General features: G+C 44.1%; 24 protein-coding genes and 1 riboswitch. Of the genes, 4 read left to right on the top strand and 20 right to left on the bottom strand.

What is annotated here, in order from left to right:
• Positions 1-90: 90 nt before the first annotated feature.
• The 5 genes from ACFSMW_RS09665 to fabZ all read right to left on the bottom strand — a co-directional run bounded on the left by ACFSMW_RS09665 (position 91) and on the right by fabZ (position 6,116).
• A complete protein-coding gene (locus ACFSMW_RS09665) occupies positions 91-996 on the bottom strand; it encodes a nuclease-related domain-containing protein (RefSeq protein ID WP_390355165.1) in 906 nt (301 codons plus the stop codon).
• A gap of 86 nt (positions 997-1,082) precedes the next feature.
• Positions 1,083-4,139: an efflux RND transporter permease subunit gene (locus ACFSMW_RS09660; RefSeq protein WP_390355163.1), complete on the bottom strand. Its 3,057-nt coding sequence runs from the start codon at positions 4,137-4,139 to the stop codon at positions 1,083-1,085.
• A gap of 3 nt (positions 4,140-4,142) precedes the next feature.
• Positions 4,143-5,003 (bottom strand): efflux RND transporter periplasmic adaptor subunit, encoded by an 861-nt coding sequence (locus tag ACFSMW_RS09655; RefSeq protein WP_390355161.1) that lies wholly within the window; start codon positions 5,001-5,003, stop codon positions 4,143-4,145.
• Between the two features lie 43 nt (positions 5,004-5,046).
• The gene (locus ACFSMW_RS09650; protein ID WP_390355159.1) at positions 5,047-5,562 is read right to left on the bottom strand and encodes a competence protein ComK; all 516 of its coding nucleotides are present in this window, start codon (positions 5,560-5,562) and stop codon (positions 5,047-5,049) included.
• A gap of 134 nt (positions 5,563-5,696) precedes the next feature.
• Positions 5,697-6,116 carry a 3-hydroxyacyl-ACP dehydratase FabZ gene (gene fabZ / locus ACFSMW_RS09645; RefSeq protein WP_390355158.1) on the bottom strand — a complete coding sequence of 140 codons (420 nt, stop codon included), beginning with the start codon at positions 6,114-6,116 and terminating at the stop codon, positions 5,697-5,699.
• Positions 6,117-6,282: 166 nt separating this feature from the next.
• Between fabZ and ACFSMW_RS09640 the strand changes: the two genes are divergently transcribed.
• Positions 6,283-6,426 carry a lmo0937 family membrane protein gene (locus ACFSMW_RS09640; RefSeq protein ID WP_390355157.1) on the top strand — a complete coding sequence of 48 codons (144 nt, stop codon included), beginning with the start codon at positions 6,283-6,285 and terminating at the stop codon, positions 6,424-6,426.
• Positions 6,427-6,625: 199 nt separating this feature from the next.
• Here ACFSMW_RS09640 and ACFSMW_RS09635 read toward each other — a convergent pair whose 3' ends face one another.
• The 4 genes from ACFSMW_RS09635 to mreB all read right to left on the bottom strand — a co-directional run bounded on the left by ACFSMW_RS09635 (position 6,626) and on the right by mreB (position 10,054).
• Positions 6,626-6,964: a DNA-directed RNA polymerase subunit beta gene (locus ACFSMW_RS09635; protein WP_390355155.1), complete on the bottom strand. Its 339-nt coding sequence runs from the start codon at positions 6,962-6,964 to the stop codon at positions 6,626-6,628.
• Between the two features lie 134 nt (positions 6,965-7,098).
• Entirely contained in the window at positions 7,099-7,929 is an 831-nt protein-coding gene (locus ACFSMW_RS09630; RefSeq protein WP_390355153.1) for a flagellar hook-basal body protein, read from the bottom strand.
• A gap of 33 nt (positions 7,930-7,962) precedes the next feature.
• Positions 7,963-8,769, bottom strand: coding sequence for a flagellar hook-basal body protein (locus ACFSMW_RS09625; RefSeq protein ID WP_390355151.1), 807 nt, complete (start codon positions 8,767-8,769; stop codon positions 7,963-7,965).
• Between the two features lie 283 nt (positions 8,770-9,052).
• On the bottom strand, positions 9,053-10,054 hold the full coding sequence (gene mreB / locus ACFSMW_RS09620) for a rod shape-determining protein (RefSeq protein WP_390355149.1): 1,002 nt from the start codon (positions 10,052-10,054) through the stop codon (positions 9,053-9,055).
• Between the two features lie 209 nt (positions 10,055-10,263).
• Positions 10,264-10,322, top strand: a riboswitch (Fluoride riboswitch).
• A gap of 127 nt (positions 10,323-10,449) precedes the next feature.
• Here mreB and crcB (ACFSMW_RS09615) point away from each other — a divergent pair.
• Positions 10,450-10,842: a fluoride efflux transporter CrcB gene (gene crcB / locus ACFSMW_RS09615; RefSeq protein WP_390355148.1), complete on the top strand. Its 393-nt coding sequence runs from the start codon at positions 10,450-10,452 to the stop codon at positions 10,840-10,842.
• 2 nt (positions 10,843-10,844) lie between these two features.
• The gene (gene crcB, locus ACFSMW_RS09610; RefSeq protein WP_390355445.1) at positions 10,845-11,198 is read left to right on the top strand and encodes a fluoride efflux transporter CrcB; all 354 of its coding nucleotides are present in this window, start codon (positions 10,845-10,847) and stop codon (positions 11,196-11,198) included.
• A 197-nt stretch (positions 11,199-11,395) separates the two neighbouring features.
• On the opposite strand, the gene spoIIID is transcribed toward crcB (ACFSMW_RS09610), so the two are convergent.
• Complete coding sequence (spoIIID, locus tag ACFSMW_RS09605) at positions 11,396-11,671, bottom strand: sporulation transcriptional regulator SpoIIID (protein ID WP_390355146.1); 276 nt, start codon at positions 11,669-11,671, stop codon at positions 11,396-11,398.
• Positions 11,672-12,298: 627 nt separating this feature from the next.
• Here spoIIID and ACFSMW_RS09600 point away from each other — a divergent pair.
• A complete protein-coding gene (locus ACFSMW_RS09600) occupies positions 12,299-12,469 on the top strand; it encodes a hypothetical protein (RefSeq protein ID WP_390355145.1) in 171 nt (56 codons plus the stop codon).
• A gap of 200 nt (positions 12,470-12,669) precedes the next feature.
• Here the strand turns inward: ACFSMW_RS09600 and ACFSMW_RS09595 are convergent, their stop codons facing one another.
• The 10 genes from ACFSMW_RS09595 to ACFSMW_RS09550 form a co-directional block, all read right to left on the bottom strand.
• On the bottom strand, positions 12,670-13,698 hold the full coding sequence (locus tag ACFSMW_RS09595; protein ID WP_390355143.1) for an AimR family lysis-lysogeny pheromone receptor: 1,029 nt from the start codon (positions 13,696-13,698) through the stop codon (positions 12,670-12,672).
• Positions 13,699-13,976: 278 nt separating this feature from the next.
• Positions 13,977-14,939 (bottom strand): peptidoglycan DD-metalloendopeptidase family protein, encoded by a 963-nt coding sequence (locus ACFSMW_RS09590; protein ID WP_390355142.1) that lies wholly within the window; start codon positions 14,937-14,939, stop codon positions 13,977-13,979.
• A gap of 332 nt (positions 14,940-15,271) precedes the next feature.
• Entirely contained in the window at positions 15,272-16,420 is a 1,149-nt protein-coding gene (gene spoIID / locus ACFSMW_RS09585; RefSeq protein ID WP_390355140.1) for a stage II sporulation protein D, read from the bottom strand.
• A 271-nt stretch (positions 16,421-16,691) separates the two neighbouring features.
• On the bottom strand, positions 16,692-17,708 hold the full coding sequence (locus tag ACFSMW_RS09580; RefSeq protein WP_390355139.1) for an ABC transporter ATP-binding protein: 1,017 nt from the start codon (positions 17,706-17,708) through the stop codon (positions 16,692-16,694).
• Positions 17,709-17,762: 54 nt separating this feature from the next.
• On the bottom strand, positions 17,763-18,713 hold the full coding sequence (locus tag ACFSMW_RS09575; RefSeq protein ID WP_390355137.1) for a C40 family peptidase: 951 nt from the start codon (positions 18,711-18,713) through the stop codon (positions 17,763-17,765).
• A 27-nt stretch (positions 18,714-18,740) separates the two neighbouring features.
• Positions 18,741-19,661, bottom strand: a complete 921-nt coding sequence (locus tag ACFSMW_RS09570; RefSeq protein ID WP_390355136.1) for a S66 peptidase family protein — start codon at positions 19,659-19,661, stop codon at positions 18,741-18,743.
• A 127-nt stretch (positions 19,662-19,788) separates the two neighbouring features.
• Positions 19,789-21,441 (bottom strand): peptide ABC transporter substrate-binding protein, encoded by a 1,653-nt coding sequence (locus ACFSMW_RS09565; RefSeq protein WP_390355135.1) that lies wholly within the window; start codon positions 21,439-21,441, stop codon positions 19,789-19,791.
• 18 nt (positions 21,442-21,459) lie between these two features.
• Entirely contained in the window at positions 21,460-22,467 is a 1,008-nt protein-coding gene (locus ACFSMW_RS09560) for an ABC transporter ATP-binding protein (RefSeq protein ID WP_390355133.1), read from the bottom strand.
• 9 nt (positions 22,468-22,476) lie between these two features.
• Complete coding sequence (locus tag ACFSMW_RS09555; protein ID WP_390355443.1) at positions 22,477-23,430, bottom strand: ABC transporter permease; 954 nt, start codon at positions 23,428-23,430, stop codon at positions 22,477-22,479.
• 2 nt (positions 23,431-23,432) lie between these two features.
• The gene (locus ACFSMW_RS09550; RefSeq protein WP_390355131.1) at positions 23,433-24,365 is read right to left on the bottom strand and encodes an ABC transporter permease; all 933 of its coding nucleotides are present in this window, start codon (positions 24,363-24,365) and stop codon (positions 23,433-23,435) included.
• Positions 24,366-24,762: the final 397 nt, after the last annotated feature.

The raw sequence follows: 24,762 nt of genomic DNA, 5'->3' as shown, positions 1-24,762 counted from the left end.
TTATTACGCTTTTCCAGAGCATGAGTGCTTTAATAACGAATTTTTCATCATCCGCACACCTATCCAACGCAGGGCCTTTTACATGTCTGTTCACACATAATATGCCCACCTGCGATTTCCTTTTTTTGTATACTGCTGAGACAGTATATTTTTAATCGTTGCCTTCGTCCGGTCCACTTGACACCAGTCGTGAATGATATTTGCCGTCATCTTATCTTCCGGAAATAGCATCTTGAATTCTTCGGCTGCTCTGATAATGGCGTCTTTAACCGATTCTTGAAACCCGCAGCCTTGGCATATAACTGATCTATTCTCTATCTCGATGGAAAAAGTATGACATTTCATACAGGTAATCCCTTTTTGGAGCTGTTCATAATCGTATGCAGGAAGATTTTTAAAAGGGGGCTCGGCGATGTGGCGTGCCAGTAATTGTTCTGCCAATTTTCGATGCTGATCCGAAAGCCTGGAAGGTGTTGCATGGCATTTTTCCATATGGCGCTTAAGCTGGCTTGAAAAGATAATTGGTTTGTCCATTGGCGCTTGGTATAGGGTGAATTGCGGGTTTATAAAAACAACGGCGGAGTCGATGGATAGCTTGGCCCCGAGGCTATGCATCAACTGACTTAGTAAGGTGACACTTCGATTGAGCTGGTGAATCGGATTGGTCAATTCTACGTTTGATGTATTGCAGAATTTGTCCTTATCAAAGTAATAGTCACCATGATAGTTTTTTATTTCGTAAATGTACAGTTGTTTTTGCATAATGAGCAGGGAGTCAATTTGAAACATCGTATGATTTACTTCTAATAACAAATCATGGAGTATGAGGCACTCACACTGCAGTTTTTCGATGAAATCATCAAATCTCATTTCACCTTCGAAGCCTTTTTTCAAATTAAAATAACGCTGTTTCTCCTTTCTTTCCAAATTCATTCGTTTGTTTAATAATTCTAAGATAAATAGTTCTTTTGACTTTGTGCGCTTTTTAACCAGCATATCCGCGCCCACTTCCTTTCATTATTCTAAAGATTTTATTAGCAAAAACGGGGGATGAACGATCTGTCCACCCCCGCCAAAATATATTAAGATTTTCGTCTAGTGATCTTTGCAGTTAAGTTATCCAAATACGTATAGACTACGGGCACCAGGAATAGCGTGAATAAACTGGATATACCCAGTCCGAAAATGATTGTGATTGCCAGGGGCTGCTGTGTTTCCGCTCCTTCTCCGAGCGCCATTGCCAATGGCACCATACCAAGAATGGTCGTCAGGGTTGTCATCAGGATCGGACGCAGCCTGCTTCTGCCCGCCTCGACTATCGCTTCATGGCGATCCATGCCGCGCCGCCGTAATATATTAATGTAATCTACCAGCACAATCGCATTGTTGACGACGATACCAGCCAGCATAATAATCCCGATAAATGCCGGGATGCTCAATGGCAAGCCGGTGACAAACAGTCCAAGCAGGACGCCGATAACCGTTGCTGGCATGGAGAACATGATAATGAACGGAAACAAAAAGTTTTCAAATTGGATGGCCATTACAGCATAAACCAAAAATACGGAGAAAATCAGCGCTTTTGCCAGGTCGGAAAAAGAATCAACCATATCCTGTGCCTGACCGCCCATCGTGTAGCTGTATCCCTCGGGTAGTCCCATTGCGTCCATTTTCTTCTCTACATCGCTGACAACACTGGCCAAATCCCTGCCAACCACATCCGAAGTGATGTTCATTTGTGGCTGCTGGTTTTCCCGAAGTAATGTGGCCGGGCCTTGCACCTGTTTAAAAGTCGCTATCTCTTCAAGAGGGACCATTGCTCCCGATTGGGACTGAATTTTCATATCCTCTAAATCACTGATCGTACTGCGCTCCTCTTCAGGGTACAGCAAGGTGATATCCATCTCATGCCCCGCCTCCCGGTACTTACCAGCGACCTGTCCGGAAAACTGCATTTGCACCTGGTTAAGCACTTGGTCCTGTGTCAGCCCATACATGCCCGCTTTTTCTTTATTGATTGCAATATTCATTTGCGGAACACCTTCTGTAACAGCTGATTCCAGGTTATTAACTCCTTTTATTCCGGAAATTTCTTTCATCACTTGGGTGGATAATTGGTTGAGCACCTCATGTTCCGGCCCATTAAGCTGAATCTGGATTGGATCACCCATGTTGACATTCGCACCCATCTGGCTGACATTGATTTCAGCTCCTGGAATGGTTTGCAGATCCTTATCCAGTTTTTCCATCAGCTGCTCTGTCGACTGATCACGTTGATTTGGAGATACCAGTTGGATCGTATATGTCGCCTTGTGGCTGTCTCCTCCTCCTGTGCCATAATCACCGCCTCCGACAGTGACGTAGTCCGTTTCAATATCTTTTTTATATTTGCTTATTTTATCTGTTACCTTCTCTACGACCTTTTCCGTATGTGACAAAGAACTCCCGCGGTTGGTTTCCACCTTCACTTGAAGCTGTCCCTCATCCGAGGCAGGAATGAATTCCGCTCCAATAAGTGGCACAAGTGCAAGGCTTCCCGCAATAGCAAGGATCGTGACCAATACAGTGGTTTTTCGATATTTTAAAACACCGTTGAGTCCGCGAGCATAGCTATTGTTCACTTTTTCCATGAAGCTGGCAAACCAATAACGCCGCCCATGGTCATCCATCGCCCTCGACAAGAGCTTAGAAGACAGCATCGGAACCAGTGTCACTGCCACGACCAGAGAGGCAATCAAGGAGAAAGACACTGTCAATGCAAGCGGTGTGAATAAATCTGATGCAATCCCTTTGACGTAGACAATCGGCAAAAAGACAACCAATGTCGTCGTTGTGGAAGCAATGACGGCTGGTGCCAGTTCAGAAGCTCCTTTTGTAGCTGAATCAAACAGGCTGTACCCTTGCTGCCGGTACGAATAAATATTTTCTAAAATGACAATGGAACTGTCAACCATCATACCGATTCCGAGTGCCAGACCTCCCAATGTGAGTACGTTCAGCGTTTCCCCGGTAAAATACATCAGTGCAAACGTGGAGATGACAGCAATCGGGATAGACAAGCCGATAACGAGCGTCGCCCTGATACTTTTCAAAAACAGCAGCAGAACCAAAATGGAAATCGCGCCGCCCAACAGTATATTTTGTATCACCGATGATATGGAAAGTTTGATAAAATCAGATGTATCCATGACCACCTTCAAATCAGCATCATGCGGGATTTTTTGCTTGATCTGATCCATGCCGCTCCGGATGCTGTCAGAAACTTGCACCGTATTGGCATCGGTCTTTTTCATCACTGACAAAACTACCGCTGGCTTGCCGTTGACCAATGTGGTGGAGTCAGATGCTTTATAACTTTCCTTCACCTTCGCCACATCATCCAGGTGTATAACAGCACCAGCTGATGTTTGCAATTGTGTTGCCGCTATATCTTTCAGGTTGGTGAATTCCCCTGTGATTCGCAGCTGTAGATCCTTGTTACCCTTTTCCACGGTTCCAACAGAAGCTGTTTTATTTTGGTTTGAAAGGGATTGGGCGATAGTCTGTGCGTCAACGCCGTATTGCTTCATATGTGCCTGATTAAGATAAACCTTGATTTCGCGTTCTTTCGCCCCTTCCACTGAAACCGACCCTACCCCTTCCTGCCTTTCAAAAAAGGGAACGAGCTGGTCATCGGCCAATTGGGTGAGACTCGCAGCGTCCTTGCCAGTCACGCTGACCCACATTACAGGAAGCTGATCTGGGCTGAAGCGCATGATTCTTGGATCACCAGCATCATCTGGCAATGCACCTTTAGCCTGATCGATTTTTTCACGTACATCGAGTAATGCCTGATCCAAGTCTGTACCATTTGAAAACTCCATCATCACCAGTGACGAACCTGATTGTGACTGAGATTGTACTGTTTCAATGCCCTGTACAGTACTGACCGCTGATTCTATCGGCCTGCTGATTACATTTTCGACTTCCTGTGGTGCAGCATCCTGGTATGATGTGGCTACGACCGCAACCGGCAAATCAATTTTTGGAAACAGATCAACGACCAAATTCCGGACAGAAACAACACCGAGCGCAATGATCGCCAACACAATCATGATGACACCGACAGGTCTTTTGACAGATGTGTTTACAATCTTCAACGTTTATTCCTGCCTTTCCGATGCTTTGACTTTGCTTTGATCCGTAATGGTCAGTTGCCCGTCAATGATAATCTGATCTCCCTGATTGATATCCGCCTTCACAGCGCTCTTGTCAGATTGGGATTCCTCGACCTTCACCTTCACCTCATGTGCCATACCCTTTTTTACGACATACACATAGGTTTGTGCATCTTTTTCCACGATGGCTTCCGTTGGAATGATAAAAGCGTCTGTCACTTTTTTGACAGGGAGCTCCAGTTTGGCAATATCTCCAGCAATAAAAGAATCATTTTTATTGGCGACATCTGCTTTTACGGTGTATAAACCATCATCACCAGGCATTGCCCCAACCGACTTAACGGTTGCACGATATGTTTTATCTTCAAAAAGGATGTCATATGCTGTATCCTTTTTAAAATGCTTGCGTACTGCACTTGTTACAGAAAGCTCCAGCGTCATTGTGTCCGCATCAGCAATCATGGCGACAGGATCATCATTGGACACAGAAGCATCTTCTTCCGCTTTGAGCTGCAGCACCACACCATCTTCCGGTGATTTGATTGTCTGTTTTCCGGCAGGCGTTGATAAGGTGAAAAGCACATCATCCTTTTTCACATGGTCCCCTTCAGATACTTCAAGCTCCTCCGTCTTCCCCGGGGCCGGGATCGTAACGGGCGTCATCTTCTTCGGTTGCATACGGCCGTATACAGTTCTATCTACGGCCAAATCCCCTTTTTGTACTTGGGCTGTTTCCACCCTCGTTCGCTGTTTTTGAGCTTGATCCTGAGAATTGTCTTCACTGTTGCACGCTGCAAGCAAACCCATCAGTACTACAGCCCAAACGACCATCAAACGTTTTTTCATATGTACAAGCCTCCTTTGGCCGGTAATTTGTCATACGGTAAAATCACATGATGCTGCCGCCGCTTTTGGCAGATTGTGCAGCATAGTATGTATTGTACATACTTGGTCTGTTCAACCTGGCAATGATTTGGCTGGTTCGTTTATGTTGCATATCGACTGTATTGGCAGAGCTTGGAATATAAATACCCGTCCCATCAAGGAACTGCACATAACATCGATTGTCGCGTTGTTCATAAAAATCGATTTGATAGAAAGAAAGCCAGGCACAATCTTTGCGTCTGGTTGAACTGGTAGGAAGCATATAGATGGCTTTTTTGGCATCAATCATGAAGGGTATTTTACTGGTGATTCCATAGTATTCTCTGATTGCTTTTCTTCTTCCGCTGAGGGTTGAACCATAAAGAATACAGCTGTGGTCCAAAATCATCTCCGGTGTGTATATGGAATGGATTTCATGCTTTCCTTCCAGTACAGTCGCCCGATAGTATGCTGACCGGCTGGCTAAAATCGCTTTCGTATGTTCCGTGATGATGTAAACGCTCTTATGATCGGTTTGCAAAGGACTCCCTCCCCCTGTGGGAATACGGACAGTCTTGACAGCAGCCGGCTCATAGCTTTTTTACCGGCCGGCTTTACGGCAAAGGCAATGCTTTTTCCCTCATCTGCCGAGACTGTTCTTCCACTTTACAGCACTTATTTGATAGCAAAAGTGATTTCTGCCTCACAAGCCAGCTCACCGTCGACAGTCGCCCGGCCTTTACCTTTGCCGATTGGCCCTTTAACACGGATGATTTCAACCTCTAACCGCAGTTGATCGCCCGGCTTGACTTGTTTTTTAAAGCGGCATTTGTCAATACCTGCAAGAAATCCGATTTTTCCTTTGTTTTCTTCTTTGTCCAACATCGTGATCGCGCCGACTTGGGCCAAAGCCTCTACAATCAATACGCCTGGCATGACCGGATACGCAGGGAAATGACCCTGGAAGAATGGCTCATTGGCTGAAACATTTTTCAAGCCGACGACGCGGTTCCCCTCATCGACCTCCAGTACTTTATCCACTAGCAAAAATGGGTAACGGTGCGGAATGATTTCTTTAATTTGTTCAATATCCATGCTGGTTGAACGCTCCTTTTTCAATTATGCTGCTATATATTCATCTTGCATTCATTATAGCAAAATATGTTTAAAATAACCGCTGACAAGGTAATTAATCCATAAGGACAGCAAATGTATAAGATTTCACTTAAACAACAACAATAAAATAAAGGAGTGAGTGCAAATGCTTTGGACGATATTTATTATTTTGCTTATCCTGTGGATTCTGGGCTTTTCTTTCCATGTTGCAGGCGGCCTGATTCACATTTTGCTTGTGATTGCTCTGATTGTCTTGATCGTACGTTTAATCACAGGAAGAACACCTTAAAGGTTTAAACCACAATTTAATGAATGAATCGTGGTGCTTATATTGCAGATGGACAACATCTGCAAAACTTCCAGCATACCGCCGGATCCCCGGCGGTATTTTGCTGCTGTGTTTTAAGCCCTGATCATTATTCCATACACATTTTAAACAAAAAACACCCTCACTGTGCCGGACGGAGGATGTTGTGGTTCTCATGATATCATTTTTCTTTTTTCACAATGTCGACAATATGCTGCCAGGTTTCTTTATGCAATGCATCAAATGGATTGCCGTTTCCAATCACACCATAGCCTATCATCAGTCCAATGACCAAGGCTGCCGCAGCCAGTACGAGCACAATGATGACGCGCAGCCATATCGGAAGAATGCGCAGTCGCGGTCTTCTGGATTTACGCCGCTTTTCACCCTTTTGTTCATGTGCTTTTTCCTGCTCTTTGCGTTGACCCTTTTGCTGTTTGTCCAACTGCTTTTCTCTATGCTGTTTTCGGGATTGCTTTTCGGCCGGTTTCTGTTGGCGCTCCATCTGTTTTGTTACCATTGCTTGTTTCTCTCCATTCCCTGTTCATCCATTTCCGGTAAAAATCCATACACTAGTTTACTATAGTTTAAATGAATGTGTATCGTCAATACCACAGGGTATTTTGTACTTGCTGCCCGTCTGTCAGCCAACGCTTATGACCGCAGCTGATTGACGAGGGATGACATCTGGTCTGCCATCGAAATCGTACGCGAATTGAACTGATAGGAACGTTGTGCCATCAATAACTCGGACATTTCCTGAGAAACATCCACATTAGACGTTTCCAGTGCTTTCGGTTGCAATATATCCTGGTTAGCAGGCACTTCATTCATGATTTCATTCGCAGCTGCAGCGCTCACATCAGGGATGCGAAAACGGTTATCTCCGACAGCCTCGAGACTGCGGGGCCGTATAGCCTCTGTTACAGCTAATTTCCCAGCCAGCTGACTTTGCCCATTACGTTCCACCACAATATCGCCGTTTGACGAAATATCGATAGCATTGAAACCATTCTGTATCGTAATCGGGCCGTTTTCCCCAACAACCGGATATCCGTCTCCAGTTGTCAATGTGACAGTGTCTCCCGTGGCCGAAGGTTGCAAATAAAATGAGCCATCCCGGGTATACTGGGTTTCATTACGGCCATTGCCGGCCACCTGGATTTGGAAAAAATGATTATCGTCCAGCAAAGCTGTATCAAGTACTCTGTCAGTTTGCTGAATGGAACCGGTGCTGAAATCAGTGTTGACCGAGCCGAGCCTTGCACCGGATCCGACACGGATACCTTCCGGAGTCAGTCTGCCCTCGGCATTTTCCCGCCCAGACATATTGTTGATTTGCTGAAAAAGCAGCGAAGAAAATTCTGTCTGTCTGTTTTTATATCCAGTTGTCTGACTATTAGCAAGGTTATTTCCAATTAAATCCATCTTCTGCTGCAGCTGGTTCATGGATACAGCCGCCTGAATCATTGATCGAGATGTCATCATCGATCCCCCTTATACGGTTCTGGATGAAGATCAGCCATTGACACGGCCCACTTCATTCACTGCCTTGCCCATGCTGTCATCATAGGCTTTTAAAACACGCTGGTTCATTTCGAAAGTGCGATAAGCTTCCATCATCTGTGTCATCGCATCCAATGGGTCAACATTGGATCTTTCCAATGCCCCTTGCGCAATCTTGAACCCGGCCCCCTGCGGAATTGGCTGTGTATCCCCCTGGTACAGGTCATCGCCCTGTTTGACTAAAGCATTTGCATCTGCAGCATAGCGGATATCCAGAGTAGTTGTCCTGCCTTCCACTGATAGATTACCAGTTTCATCAACGGTATAATCCATACCGTTTGTCTGGATCCGTTCACCAGCTTGATCAAGTACATAATAACCTTGATTCGTGACAAGGTAACCAGCTGCATCGACAGTGAAATTTCCGTTACGTGTCAGAAGCTTCTCGCCTTCACCATTATCAACCGTAAAAAACACATTCCCATTCTCATCAGGGAAGTTACCGTTAATAAGTGCCAAATCTGTTTGCATGCCGGTTTCTTTTATATCTCCTTGTGTAAAGTCCGGCGTCATTTCCTGCACATAAACGCCAGTGTTCAAGCCACCGACCGGATGTTTGGCAGCATTTCTGGAACCATTTTTCAACGGGGATTGCGTGGAGGAAATTTCCTGTAAAAGCATTTCCGGAAAAGCCCGTACAGAACTGCGATCCGCTTTATAACCGGGTGTATTGGCATTTGTAATATCATTCGACAGTGCTTCCTGTCTGCGCTGCTGCGCGAGCATGCCGCTTGCAGCAGTATAAAACCCTCTGAGCAAATTGTTCACTTCCCTTTTTCACAGCAAGGAAGGCATAATTCCGCCTGTCCTTACTGCATCAGTGCAATGTTGGCGCTTCGGTAAGAGGTATGTATACGAGCGAGTGTACGACATTTACCATGATTTTTAAACCTGGACTATTACACGCTTTTTTTACAACCCAATCCTTTTTTGGAAAATAGCCCTTCAAAATGAGGTTTCCCATTTCGATATGACGGGTATTGAATCAATATGAACGGCATTTCTATGCTTCATCCCAGCTTGGATTGTTCCTCACCGGTACTCAGACAACGCCTTTTCGATCGATTTTATCTATGTTTTCCAACATGGCGCCAGTACCTTTAGCCACGCAATTCATTGGTTCTTCAGCAATGAATACAGGGACTTTCAGCTCTTCAGCCAGTAATTCATCAATACCGTGAATCAATGCTCCGCCACCCGTAAGAATGACACCTCTGTCTATTATATCGGCAGATAATTCCGGCGGTGTATGCTCCAGAACAGATTTTGCAGCCTGGACGATCATGGCAACAGATTCACTTAATGCTTCCTGAATTTCTTGAGAGCCGACAGAAATCGTCCGTGGCAAACCAGAGACCATATCACGGCCTCGAATTTCCATTTCTTCATTTCTGCCATCAGGAAATACTGTCGCTACATTGATTTTGATGGCTTCAGCGGTCCGCTCTCCGATGAGCAGCTTGTACTTCTTTTTGATGTATGTCAAAATTTCCCCATCAAACTTATCACCGGCCATTTTGATCGATTCAGCCGTTACGATGTCACCCATCGAGAGTACAGCTACATCAGTCGTACCGCCACCAATGTCAACGATCATATTTCCGCTCGGTTGGAAAATTTCCATGCCGGCGCCAATAGCAGCAACTTTTGGCTCTTCTTCCAAATAAACCTTCTTGCCGCCTGATTTTTCGGCAGCTTCTTTAATGGCTTTCTGTTCCACTTTGGTGATATTGGTCGGGCAGCAAATCAGCATTCTTGGCTTGGACAAGAATCCACGTACATTGATTTTATTTATAAAATGCTTGAGCATCGCTTCTGTTACATCAAAGTCTGCAATCACACCATCTTTAAGAGGGCGGATAGCTTCAATGTTTCCTGGTGTCCTGCCGACCATTCTGCGGGCAGCTTCCCCTACTTCCAGCACGCGGCCGGTCGTACGGTCCATCGCTACAACGGATGGTTCGTTTAAAACAATTCCTTTTCCTTTCACATGAATCAACACATTGGCTGTGCCGAGGTCAATTCCGATATCCCGAGAAAACATGCGTTATGGTCCTCCTAGTGTTTACTTTTGCATTGCGAAAGAACACAATACAGCTATTATACTATTTTACCACAAATTTCAACATTTAACTGCAAAATCTGGCAAAAGAATACGAACTTTTTTATAGTTAGCGTGGTAAACCCGGATCAGTTTGTCATATTCTTAGCGTTTCCTTTGACCCTTTGTGTTTTTTTAAGTAAAATATCTTTAACTAAATAGGTGATGGAGTTCACCTAAACCGCCAAGTGCTAATGACTCCTGCCAGTTACCCTGGCAGGAGTCTGTTTTATTCCTTTTTCGCATCATTTTCAGCAGGAAGGAAAGTGTAATGAACACGACGAAAATATTCTGTAAACGATTGGTGAATGCCGCGTTTTTTAATGGAGGTTGTTTAAATGGTTTATCTTGCTGTCGGGTTGGCGGGAATCGCCGGCTCTTTGCTTCGCTATTATATCGGCGTATTATTTTTGGTTTCGGGGCAAGGAGTTTTCCCATGGGCAACATTGGTCATTAATTTATTAGGCTGTTTTCTGCTCGGTTTTATCACTACCTATATTGCCAAGATCGGCAAATTACACCCCCATCTGGTAACAGCGATCGGCACTGGTTTCGTCGGATCCTTCACGACTTTTTCCACGTTCAGTGTGGAAACTGCCACATTATTGAAAGAAGCGCATACCGTACTCGCACTCCTATATGTATTCATTAGTGCACTTGGCGGCTTGCTGTTTTCATTGCTAGGCTATAAATCCGGTGAATTCATCCAAAGAAAAGGAGCTGAAATGTGATGATTTTCCATGCATTCCTCGTCGGGATCGGCGGTTTTTTTGGAGCGGTAGCGCGTTTCGCCCTTAGCAGGTGGATGAATAAGCCTCATTATTTTCATTTTCCTATAGGTACTTTGACGGTCAATCTATTAGGTTCTTTTTTATTGGGGTTGATTATCGGCGGGCAGTTTGGTAATACGATATCATTAGGCTTAGGAACTGGATTTATGGGTGCTTTTACAACATTCTCCACCTTTAAATTGGAAAACATCCAGCTTCATTTGGAAAAAAAATGGCCGATAATGGTCACCTACCTGGCGATTAGCTATATCGGCGGCATTCTGCTGGCGTTTTTAGGTATGGTGATTGTCATGTAAGTATATGGCAAGCCAAGAGCCACAGCGTCTTCTTCCACAGCTGTGACTCTTGGTACAGCAATGTATACATTTCTTCTCGGGCGCACGACACCACCTTTACGATTTGCTTTCTCCTATATTCACCTGCTGGCTATCACCCCCCTCAAGAAGGTTGGATAGTGAGCTGAAGCCATCTTAGAGCACTCCCATTTTCATTTTTATACAGGTTCAGCTTGTTTATCGTTAGAATCCGTCTGATATTTTTTTCTCGTTGCCTCTCCTCCCCGCAGATGCCTGATGGATTTGTGATATTCCAGTATTCCTTTGACCTTATTGGCCAGCTCAGGGTTTATTTCAGGAAGCCTTTCGGTCAAATCTTTGTGGACAGTACTTTTGGAAACACCAAATTCTTTTGCAATCATCCGGACAGTTTTCCTTGTCTCTACGACATGTTCCCCTATCCTGATCGTTCTTTCTTTGATGTAATCGTGCACATCGTTCTCCTCCCTATGATGAATATTTCCGAGGTGCAGTTTGAGACAAGGCGTTCCAAGCAGGTCTTCTTGTGCATTGGATACACTCGTGAATGATTTTCAGAAGAGATAAACAATGTGGCTGTCATTCAACAGTGGGAGCGAGTCTTCCTATTAGGTTTTTTGTTGATACATTTCAAAAATCGTCACCCGGCAACAACACATGGTGCAATCGACTATACATGCTGCAATGTTTCTTTATCGATGTATAGATCACTTAAAAAATCCAAATTCGTGTAAAAGAGCCACATAAGCTCTCACCTCAGAAGCTATGGAATACTTGATTTGTAACATTTTATTACGGTTGTGACAGGAATATGATTAAAAATCAGCCAATAAAAAACAGGACAAACTGTTTTTTTCTAAAAATTACAAACTTATTTTATTCATTAAAGCGGGATAATTCCGTTGGGAAATCTGGAAAGCTTTTAGATTCGCATTCTTCCGCTTACTGCTTTTCGGCGGGGATTAGTCCTGTCTCAGGTCGTCATGATCAGGTACACTTTTATACGCTGTATTATGCACGCATGTTTACATACAAACATGTGGAGTGATTATGAAATGGACACATGTTGAAGGCAGGAATCCTTGAATGCTGAAGTATCTGGAGAAGAGAATGGAGGGGGGATTAAAAATACTTCATTCAAAACAGATGGACCGATGCATCTTGCCCATGCATCGGTCCATCTGTTTTTGCTTATATCAATAATTGCGTTCAGCCGTTTTATTGCAGCTTACGAATTTGAAACAAAAATATAATACAGTCGTGCGTATTAAATTACCACACGGTTCCTCTTTCCGGAGCATCCGGAGTGATATCACTTACTGGTCCTGCTGAAACTAGAAGTACACCTGCGACAATAATTGCGTAGAATAATTTTTTCATTTGAATTCCTCCCCATTTGTTTAAAATATAGTGGTTGGCTGAACCCAAGATTGAACAATCATTTGAGACCTGTTTAGTTGATTGTCTCCCCAAAAAGCTTTTTCATGGCGTTTAGCGGGAGTCTTGCAAAAAATAAGTCTCCCTGTTTTTCAATAAAGTGGTTATAAGAGGCTGTGAGTAAATCTTTATCCCGTTTGGCTAGACCCATATAGTACAAATCGAATGGGTTTGACAATGGTGAGTTTTCGAGGATAGCGATGGCTTTACTTATGTTTCCTCTCGCTATCTCCAGATGCGCCTGTTCAGATTGGTCTACTGTCTCGATCCCCTCTGTTTCTCCGAAATGTGCGGACAGGAAAGGTATATTGTGAATCTTGATGGTATCAATCACTTTCTTCGCACCGATTCCTTCCGCGAGGCTTAGTGCTGCGTTAAGATGATACATACCTTGCTGATAGGTATCGAAAGTGTATGTTAATCCAAGATTGATATGGATACTTGCTTTGATTAAATCACTGCTTGTTTGTGTCAATGCCCGAAATGCGTATTTTCTTGCAATGATAAGCTCATTTCGTGACCAATGGTACATGAACAAATACTGATTCAGTCGGTTGTGAAAGCAGGAAAGCAGAAAAACATCCTTGACATTGCTGAATAATCTCGGCTGCATATCTAAAAAATTGCCTACTTGGCCGAAATGGTTCATATCCAAGTACAAAAATGCTTTCGTGAATTCAATGACACATTTCAATTCAGGATCCTTTGTTTTAATTTGCTGCAACTGGTGAAGCATTTCAACGCGTGAGCCGTTTTCTCTCCGGTCAATCACGTACTGATATACCCGCCCCCATTGCCTGTTAGAGGGATCCGAATGTGCTTTATTGATGTCGATCAGCTGCTGCAGTTCATGAAAATAGCTATTGGCATATAGAAATTCCATGCCTATACGCTGTGTGTATGCGCTATCACTTTTCAAGCAATAAGTACACATCATATCCAATGCTGTCTGCTGACCATGTTCCGCTTGCAAAGAAGATAGTATTTCAAAAAAGTCATCTGTTTCAACCGATAACCTTTTTCTTTCCGGATAAGGATATCCCATTTCAAGCTTCCCTTTCTATTATGATAAATGAAGCGAGCGTTTCGTTGCTGAAATCTTGTAGCAGGTCATTCGATTGCTTTCTGTAAATAATTGTAGAAATATAGCTTTAGAATCGTAGCTTTTTGTCGTAACTTGTTGGTTAATTGTAATGATACCATTAATCAACGTAATTTCAAGATGAATCGCTCGACATATTTTTTAAGAGACGCAAAAAAATCCTAGTAATTATAAAGATTACTAGGACTTTTAGTCTACTTCTTTAACCGGAAACACAGCTTTTAAGCGTGTTTCGATGTTGTTTTTTCAGCTGCTTCTTTATCTGATTTAGATGATTCATCCTTTTTGGAAGAATCTTGTCCGTCTGTTTCAGGTGCATTGTCATCAACTGAATTGTCATCAGCTTGTTCTTCTTTTTGCTTATCTGCCTGATCGTCAGCATGGTCGGACTCATTATCTTCCACTTTACCCTGCTCATCTGATTGATCCTGATCCTGGCTTTGCTGTCCATCTTCCTCAGCCTTTGCATTATCATCTGTTTCGGAGACATCTTTTGCCTGAACGGCTTCAAGTTTGCTCATTGGCTGATTGAAATACTGCTCAGGGTTGACTTTTTCTCCCGATTTGCTCAACTCGAAATGAACATGCATGCCATTGTCTTTACCAAACAGACTGTTGCCGGCTGTGCCGAGCTTGTCGCCTTGTTTGACATTATCACCTGTTTTGACAGCAACATCTTCTAAACTTGCATAATACGTTTTGACATCATCACTATGTGCCATGACAACAACATTACCAAGCAATGGATCTTCTTTTACTTCTTCGACCGTACCGCTCAGTGATGCGGTGACATCAAAAGTCTTTTCATCTTTGGCAGCGAAATCGATCCCTTTGCTTTGATAATAACGACTGTTGTATAGAACAAGTGCTGCTTGTCGTGATTTTTCATCTGCGTCATATTCAAAAAATTTAGTTACGATTTCTGCATTTGCCTGTTCCGCAACTGGCATCTTAATATTTTCTTCCTGATCCACGACTTCCTGAGCATCCTGGTCATGCAAGCCTTTCGTGTATGCATCACCTGGCTCCTTACCTGCCTGTGGAACTTTGTCCAGATTTTGATACCAGACTACTACAGAAACCAAAAGTGCGGCGACAACTAGATAAACAGCTGGGAAAAACCATTTCTTCCGATAGATTTGGCTCCATTTATTTTTTGGAGTACCATTATTTTCCTCTTTCATGAACATCACCTCAGCAACCATTCTGTTCAGAAAAGGAAATATCTATACATGCCACGAAAAAAAATTTACAGATTTCATGTGTTTTTTCAAAGATGTTGGGGATAGTAAGGAGATTTGCTTTTTTGATGCGGACCGTTTTCCCAGTATGAAAGGAAGCTGGCACATCTCTTGCTCTAGGCTTCCATTAAAAGCAGACGCCTGTAGTGCAAGTGAATGGGATTACTAAATAAGTACAAATTGCGCGATTACAAGTAAAATAAAAAGCTCGGTAGTTCCATCTGTAGATGACTACCGAACTTTAACCATTTATTGGGGGGTCTATCCCCTTTTGATCATCGCGATACCAGTTTTGGGGCCGTTTCCGGCACGCTTGTTATAGCAACGTCTTTATAATAATATTTCACGATTTCTTTGTAATTCTTCCCTTCCTTGGCCATACCGTTTGCGCCATATTGGCTCATGCCTATACCATGCCCAAAGCCCTTTGTAGTGAAGATGAGATAATCGTCCTTTTGTTTAACGGTAAAGTCGCTTGAGCGCAGAGCGAGCTTCTCACGTACTTCCTTTCCGGAAAAAGATTTATCTGCAAGCTTGACTTTCTTGACACGATGACCGCCAGTCCGGCTGATTTCTACCGGGACGCCGCCACTTGCGGGTAACGGAACTCCCAGAGCTGTACCGACATCTTTGACAGCCATGGTTTTTTGATCCATGAATTTCGGTGATGACTCATCCCATGGACTTTTCACACTCCGTAAATAAGGCAGCTTATTGCTCCAATAATCCTCTGAGTTTTCTGTATAGCCGTTACTTGTAGAGAAAAAGGCTGGAAATATCGGTTTTTCCTTATAGGTAAGAATTTTCCCTTTTGAAGCTGCCACCGCTTTTTTAATCTTACTCATTTTCTTATCATAATCTTTCCCCATGATTTTACGGAGTTCCGCATCATTCCTATATACTTGATCCTGCTCTGTATCTGTCACATATCCATCGGGATCTTCCTTATTGGATAATTGATAAACCACGTATGTCCTTGCCGCCAATGCTTGTGCCTTTAAAGCTTCCATTTCAAATTCTGCTGGCATTTCGTTAGCCACCACCCTTGTCACATATGTTTCCAAAGGGATATTTTCCACTTCTTTGGTTTGGTGGCGCATCACAGCGACAGACATACTGTCTTCCTTCAGCCCGTCATCCGTTTTTTCCATGGCTGTTTTAGCTTCTCCTTTATTCTCTTTCGAAACGTTTTCCGCTGCAGAATCATTTGTGAAAGGAACCACAATCAATGTTGGGACGATTAAAATAAGTGCAACCAAACCGGCTGCCAGCAAAATAGCGGGGGACTTCCAGGTGTTATTGGCCAGCTTGAAGCTATTTCCAGGACGTTTGATACCAGGAAGACGTTGATTTTGCATCTGCTTCAGTGTGCGTGCTCTTTTCTGTCTCTTTTTCTGGCGCAAGTATTTTTGATAGTTTTTCAAGTAGCGAGCCTCCTTGTATCTTTCTGGCTGAGACTAAAAACGATAGAAGGTTGTCTTTTTGTTGATAAAAACAAAAGATAAGAAAACCATCGCTCCTAGCATCCTCACTATTAAATTTATACAAGGATTGTGATAATAGAACCTGAAATTTCCTGACTGCCCTTGAGACAGGAGAAAGAATGGCGTTTAAGATTTTACCCATATCAAAAGCCCTTTTCATGTATTGGAAGAGGGCTTTTAATATGGAGGAGTATTGTACTTGGACAGAGGGTTACCTGCCTTGAATATGGACAACAGGTGATTGATTTCCCTGCGTTTTCGGTATATCGTTTTCATATAAATGACAGGCGACAAAGTGGTCTTTATCAATTTCCTGCCATTGTGGCTTTTTCTTCGAGCAAATATCCATCGCCATCGGGCAGCGAGTGCGAAAAACACAACCACTGGGCGGATTGATCGGACTCGGCAAATCACCTTCCAATATGATTCTTTCTCTTTTTTCCTCCAGATCGGGATCTGGAATGGGAATCGCCGATAAAAGTGCTTTTGTGTAGGGATGGAGGGGATTCTCATATAATTCCTCACTAGCGGTCAATTCGACCATATTGCCTAAATACATCACACCAATCCGGTCTGAAATATGCTTGACCATTGATAAATCATGGGCGATGAACAGAAATGTCAGCCCTTTCTCAATCTGAAGATCCTTCAGCAAATTGACGACCTGGGCCTGAACAGATACATCGAGTGCTGAAATTGGCTCATCTGCAATAATGAATTCTGGTTCCAGCGCCAAGGCTCTGGCGATACCGATCCGTTGCCGTTGCCCTCCGCTGAATTCATGTGGATAACGGTTAGCGTGATCGCGGTTCAGCCCGACTTCTTCGAGCAGTTGATACACTCTTTCCCGCTCCTGCTTCTTTGACTTATATAATTGATGGACTTGCATCGGTTCTGAAATAACTTCCTTCACTGTTGACCTGGGATTGAGCGATGCATAAGGGTCTTGAAAGATCATCTGCATGCTCCGGTAGAAATGGAATTTTTCTTTCTCTTTCAAACGATGAACATCCTTATCACGGTACAGCACCTGTCCGTCGGTTCGATTGTACAAGCCCATGATGGTACGCCCAATCGTCGATTTACCACAGCCGGATTCACCGACGAGACCGAACGTTTCGCCTTTCTGGACTTCAAAACTGACATCATTGACAGCCTGAAGCATCTCGCCTTTCCCCATATCAAAATACTTTTTTAGTGATTTCACCTGCAAAATCGGCTGATCCATGTTATTGTTCTCCTCCCATCATTAGCAACCAGCATGTAAACTGTTTACATCGTATCAAGATTCCTTTTTCCAATAGCGGCGGATGGTGCATAATTCCGGTTCATATTTGCTGCCTGCCAGTGAAATGATTTCAATTCCCTTACCTGTCTGTGGCGCATGCAGCATATTGCCATTCCCCGCATATATACCGACATGATGGATGCTTCCTTTTCCTGCTTCATGGGCAAAAAAAAGCAAATCACCCGGCAATGCTTTCTGATACGTAATTTCCTTGCCTGACCCGGCTTGATCAGAAGCATCACGTGCAATGATATAACCGGCAGACTTGTGCATCATATGCGCAAAGCCGGAGCAGTCGTAGCCAAAGCTGCTCATGCCGCCCCAGAAGTAAGGCAGCTGCATGAATTGCTTTCCGGCTGCTAAAATATCCTGCCCGCTGCCAGTAGGCTCCAAGCCTGTTGTACGTGTATGAACAGTAATATCAGTTTCCAATAATGATCCTTTTCCCTGTGGCGTGCCGACAAACGCTTTTCCCTTAGAAACCGCAAGCAGTGGAAGGGTGGTCATAAAACTGAGCTTGATTTTCTGCTGCGACTGTTCATCTTGCATCCAGGCATTTTTAGCGGTCACTGTAATGGCTTTTTCTTTCATCCAAACTGTTTTGGTCGTTTGCCGCAGTTGCGTAATCGGGACCCACCCCGGATAACCACGTTCATCCTTCTTGGAAGCTTGCGCTGGTATGACTACTTTTGCCCAGTCTCCATGTGTTTCGATCACTTGCACCACATCGCCATAAAGCAGCTGGGTTTGTATCAAATTATCTTCGCTCCATGCCAATTTCTCCGTTGTCGTCAAGCTGGAGAGCCAGTTTTCCATATCTACCGCATTGGTAAGCGCCGGCCTGTCTATTTCCCGGGGTGATGCAGGGGCGGTCCAGACTGTGGCAACCTGGACCGCTGTTACCCATATTGTTTCCGGCAATTGGTCAAACGTTTGTTTAAACATGGTGCCCCACCTCCATTCGCCACCTTTTTAACATACACATACACCTGGCTCGATCGTCAGCGACTTTTCCGCTGTATCCAGCGTCGCGTTAACCCCAAGTGGTAAAGGGAAATTCATCGAACAGTGACCGATTTGAAATCCCGACATCACCGGTCCTTGAAAATCTGCGAAATAATCATTGTATACTTCAGTCAATGTTAGTGTTGGCTGCCCGGTGTCCGCCTTCGAAAAATCTCCGATGATGACTCCCGCAGCTTGCTGAATTTTCCCCGAGAGCCTCAGCTGATTCAACATGCCGTCCACCTTATATGGCACCTCACCTACATCTTCTATCAGCAATAGCTTGCCCCTTGTATCTATTTCAAAAGGAGTTCCCAAGGTGCTTACAATAAGCGATAAATTACCGCCGATGATTGGAGCTGTCGCGCATCCGCCGGCAATCACAAACAGCGGCGAGATGTCTTCATTATAATGCAGCAGGACTGGCGAAAAACATTGCTGAAACAATCTTGCTGCACGTACATCAAAATTCGAATCTGCCATATCAGAAGCTGGCATCGGTCCGTGAAATGTCACCAAACCTGTTCGCTGGGCGATTGCAGTATGCAAAAAAGTGATATCACTGTAGCCCCAAAATATTTTAGGATTATTTCTGATCAGTTCATAATCAATATCAGCGGCAATGCGAGCAGTTCCATAGCCCCCGCGGGCACAAAATATCGCTTTGATTTGTGGATCTGCAAACATTTCATGCAGATCTTGCAATCGCTGCTCATCTTTGCCGGCCAAATAGCCACGCATGGATTGTATATGCTGCCCATACTGAATATTTAATCCCATGCGCGTGAAAAATTCCGCTCCTTCCTGCAATTTTGACAGATCAGGCGGTCCTGCCGGGGCGATCATACCGATCGTATCTCCTCGCCGCAGATTTTCTGGCAATATCATAAGATGATTACCTCTTTCCTTTGCTTCTATGTAGGTTGAATGGTATTTTCAATCCACTATGCTTTCTCATAAAACGAGGATGGCCCAGATACTGAAATCGTACTTGGGCCAATCTTCGTCCAATCTTTTATTGTTTGTCAGCCCATTTCAATTCGACATAGCCTACCGGGTGACGTACAACACCTGTCACGCCATCCTTATAAATAGTTACCTGATTGTAAAAATGTATAGGGAACAGCGGCATTTCATCCGCAAGCAGTTTTTCTGCCTTGGACATGGTGTCCCAGCGTTTATCCTCGTCTGCTTCTTTCTTCGCGTCTTTGATCAATTTGTCATATTCTTTGTTGGACCACCCTGTACGGTTCATAGACGAATCCGTGATGAAGCTTTCCAGGAAGTTGATTGGATCGCCATAATCGAACAGGAACGAACTGCGTGACAATTGATGTTTCAACGCCTTTTGATCTTCTAAAAAGACATTCCACTCTGTATTCTCTAATGTGACATTCACCCCAAGATTATCCTTGAACATGCTTTGCATCGTTTCAGCAATCGCCTTATTATCTTCGTCTGTATTATACGTAAGGGTCACCTTAGGCAGTTTATCGTAACCTTCCTCCTTCATCCCTTCCTCAAGCAATTTTTTCGCTTCATCAGCGTCGAATTTGACCAGGTCCCCGTATTTATCACGGAAATCTTCATCGTCCGGATTTTTAAACCCGTGTGAAACGTACCCTTTAGCAGCCTCTTCTTTCGTCTTGGTTACATATTTGACGATGTCATCTTGATTGATAGCCATTGCGAAGGCTTTACGAATCTTTTCATTTTGAAACGGTTCCTTTGTCACGTTAAAACGGTAAAATGCCAGGCCTGCTTGCTCTTCGATTTTTACATTATCGCCATCAATTAATTGATCAGCAAGCTCTGACGGAATGTCAGTCATATCAAGCTCACCCGATTCAAACATTTGATATTCTGTATTCGTATTGTTGACCATCGCCCAATGCACTTTATCGAGCTTTACATTATCAGCATCCCAATACTGGTCATTTTTTTCCATCAGCATATGATCATTATGCTTCCATTCAGCCAATTTGAAAGGTCCATTAGAAACGAAGCTGTCTGCTTCGGCGTGCCAATTTGGATTATCCTTGGCGACTTTCTCATTAATCGGGAAAAAGGCTGGATTTGTCAAGATATTCAAGAAAAATCCTGTCGGTTCTTCCAATGTCACTTTCAATGTCTTATCGTCAACCGCTTCGACACCAACATCCTCGGCAGAACCTTTTCCGCTGTTATATGCCTCCGCACCCTGGATAAAATAGGCAAGAAAAGCGGCGGCAGAGCCTGTATCCGGATCAAGCAAATATTGCCAGGAATACACAAAGTCACTGGCCTTTACCGGATCACCGTTAGACCACTTGGCATTTTCCCGCAAATGAAATGTATATGTCTTGCCGTCTTCGGAGACATCCCATTTCTCGGCAATGGCAGGTTCTGGCTGATCATCTTTTCCAAGACGTGTCAATCCTTCCATCAAGTTGTTCAGCGAGTTCCATGATACCGCATCAAATCCGCCCGCCGGATCAAGTGATGTCGGTTCATCACTGTTGTTCATGTACAGGGTTTTTTCCCCATTCTGGCTCTTGTCGCCATCAGCATTGCCAGTTTGCTTCTGGTCATTTCCTTTGTCTTCTTTACCGGCATCTTTATTGGCGGTGCATGCCGCCAGTGTGAGGACTGCAAAAATAGCCACAAGAAAAACCAACCACTTTTTCATTTCTTTTCCCCCTTTTGTTTAAGTTGTTGCAGCTTGGGCCAGAAGTTTTTTGGCCCGTTCATCCTGCAGCCAGCAATCAACGCGATGTGTATCTGTCAATGTAGTCTGTGCAGGATATGCTTTATCACACACCTCCATGGCGAACGGACACCGTGCTGTAAACGGACATCCTGCCGGGGGTGAGAATAAATCCGGTGGCGTGCCATCAATAGGTTTCAACGACTCCCCTTTTAAATCCAGCCTTGGTACGGATTTGAGCAGTCCTTTCGTATAGGGGTGCTCACTTTCATAAAAAATTTCTCTTTTCGTGCCGACTTCAATAATTTTACCAGCGTACATGACAGCAATCCTGTCAGCTATTTTGGCTACAACTCCTAAATCATGGGTAATCAATATGATAGAAACGCCGGTCACATTCTGTATTTTTTCGAATAATTCCAGGATCTGTGCCTGAATTGTTACGTCCAGCGCAGTTGTCGGCTCATCTGCTATAAGCAAATCAGGTTCACAAATCAAAGCGATTGCAATGACTATACGCTGGCGCATCCCGCCGCTGAATTGGTGCGGGTATTGCTTCATGCGCTCTCTCGGGTTCGGAATTCCGACAAGTGTCATTATTTCAATTGCCTTCTGCTTCGCTTCCTTGGAGGAAATATCTTTTTGATGTTGTTTCAAGCCTTCGACCAGCTGGGTTTCGATTGTCAAGGTCGGATTCAGTGCTGTCATCGGATCCTGAAAAATCATCGAAATATCCACTCCCCGGATTTTACGCATGCTTTTTTCCGAAAGCCGCGTCAAATCCTGCTGTTTAAAAACGATACGTCCAGCGGTGATTTTTCCGGGGGGATCAGGAATCAAGCGCATAATCGCGTTGGAGGTCACACTTTTCCCGCATCCCGATTCTCCAACGATAGCAAGCGTTTCTCCTTTATGTAACGTAAAACTTACGCCGCGCACCGCCTGCACAGTACCGCCATACGTTTTGAATGTGACATGCAAATTATCCACAGTCAATATGTTTTCCAATGTTGGCACCTACTTTCTCAGCTTAGGATCAAGTGCGTCCTGCAAACCGTCACCAAGCACGTTGAAGGCGAACATGGTGAATGAAATGAAAAACGCCGGGAAAAACAATGTCCACCAATTCCCAGACAATATCGCGCCAAGGGAATCATTCGCCATACTTCCCCAGCTGGCGAATGGAGACTGAATGCCAAGGCCCAGAAAGCTTAGGAATGCTTCTGCAAAAATGGCTGAAGGCACAGTCAATGTCAACTGGACAATGATCGGCCCCATCGTATTGGGAATCAGATTTTTCCTGATGATCCGTCCCGGTTTCGTACCGAATGACTTGGAGGCAAACACAAATTCATAGTTCTTGATCTGCAATACTTGCCCGCGCACGATCCGCGCCATGCCAACCCAGCCGGTTACTGTCAGGGCTATGATGATCGTTAACAGACTCGGGCCCATGACAACGAGAAGCAGGATGACAACAAGCAAATACGGTATACCATAAAGTATTTCAATGATGCGCATCATCATGTTGTCTGTGCGGCCGCCCTTATATCCAGAAATTCCACCGTAAACGATGCCGATCACGCAATCAATCAATGCTGCCATCAACCCGACAAATAAAGAAATACGCGCACCGTACCAGGTACGGACAAACACATCACGTCCATGTGAGTCTGTACCGAACCAATGATCTGTAGATGGCGGCTTGTATTGGTTCGGCAAATCTATGGCGCCTACATCATACTTAACCATATACGGACCAAAAATCGCCATGAATGTCAATAGCACCAAAAAAACGAGCCCGGACATTGCCAGTTTATTCTTCAGGAGACGTTTCCATGCATCCTGCCAGTATGATAAAGAGGGACGTGATACCTTTTCCGCATTTTGCAAACCTTTATCCTGCCATTTGAACCATTCATCAGGCACTTTGGCCGGAATTTGGCGTGGCGTTTGATCAGCAAATTTCATCTTCATTCTCCCGCCTTCTTATGTAATTTTATCCGAGGATCCAAAATGCCATATACGATATCGACTAAAAACAGTGCAAAAATCAAGAAAGCGCTGTAAAAAACAGTTGTCCCCATAATGACTGGGTAATCACGCTGGTTGATGCTTTCCACGAAGTATCTGCCCATCCCCGGGATAGCAAATATTTTTTCAATGACAAACGTTCCGGTCAAGATACCGGCGAGCAATGTGCCCATAATGGTCACAACTGGCATCAATGCATTTTTAAGCGCATGCTTGAAAATGATTTTCCATGGGTTCAGCCCCTTCGCCCTCGCCATTTTAATATAATCCTGTGTTAGAACCTCCAACATGGTGGATCGTGTCAGCCTCGCGATGATCGCCATCGGCCCTGTCGCAAGCGCTATGATTGGCAATACCATATGCATAGGGGAAGACCATGTCGCTACTGGAAAAATACTATGGCTGACAGCTAGCTGTTGAATGAGTAAAGTTGCCAATACAAAGTTCGGTATCGAAATACCAAGAACAGCTATCGTCATGGCAAGATAGTCGATGATGCCGTTATGTCTCAGAGCAGCAATAATGCCCAATATGATTCCCGAAATGACTGCGACAATAATAGTCCACATCCCCAGTTCGAAGGAAATAGGGAAGCCATTGCCAAGCAGATCGTTGACTGTCCGGTCAGGCTGCTTGATGGACGGCCCGAAGTCAAATGTAATGATTGATTTTATGTATAACGCGTACTGTATGTAGTATGGCTTGTCTAAGTTGTAAAACGATTCCAAATTCTTTTGAACCTGTTCGGTCGTCCCACGCTCCTCATTTAATGGCGAACCCGGTATGGAAACCATCAGAACAAATGTCAAAGTGACAATGATCCATAAGGTAACAACCATGATGAGCAGCCTTTTCAGGATGTATTTCAACATTTGCTTCACTCCTACAATGACGGGATTTTACGAGCGCAATCCAAAGCCCCAAATGAACCCGGCTCATTCAACCCGGGCTGATAGAACAGTTATTTTACAAACTGTTCTTCATGCATGCCTATGACAGCGATTACAAAAAATGAAACCATTTTTTCAATAGAAATATTTCCTGTACTTTTACTAATTTTCTTTAAATATTACCATAGATTTTTTCTTTTGAAAAGAGAGGCTCCTAAATTGCCAGTGGAAGAACCTTCTTTTCTCTTCTATATACATTGTCGATAGTCTGGGAGTGTAACGCTGGGAAATATAAAAGAGCCAGACATCGCTGTAAAAACCCGTTTTCGGGTTGCTACAACTACGTCTGGCTCTCACAAGCAGCCTATGAAATAATGGA

The organism is Tigheibacillus halophilus (assembly GCF_042683165.1).
Lineage (GTDB): Bacteria > Bacillota > Bacilli > Bacillales > Amphibacillaceae > Tigheibacillus > Tigheibacillus halophilus.
Note: the sequence above shows the minus strand (reverse complement) of the source record. Positions and strands in the feature narration are given on the sequence as shown.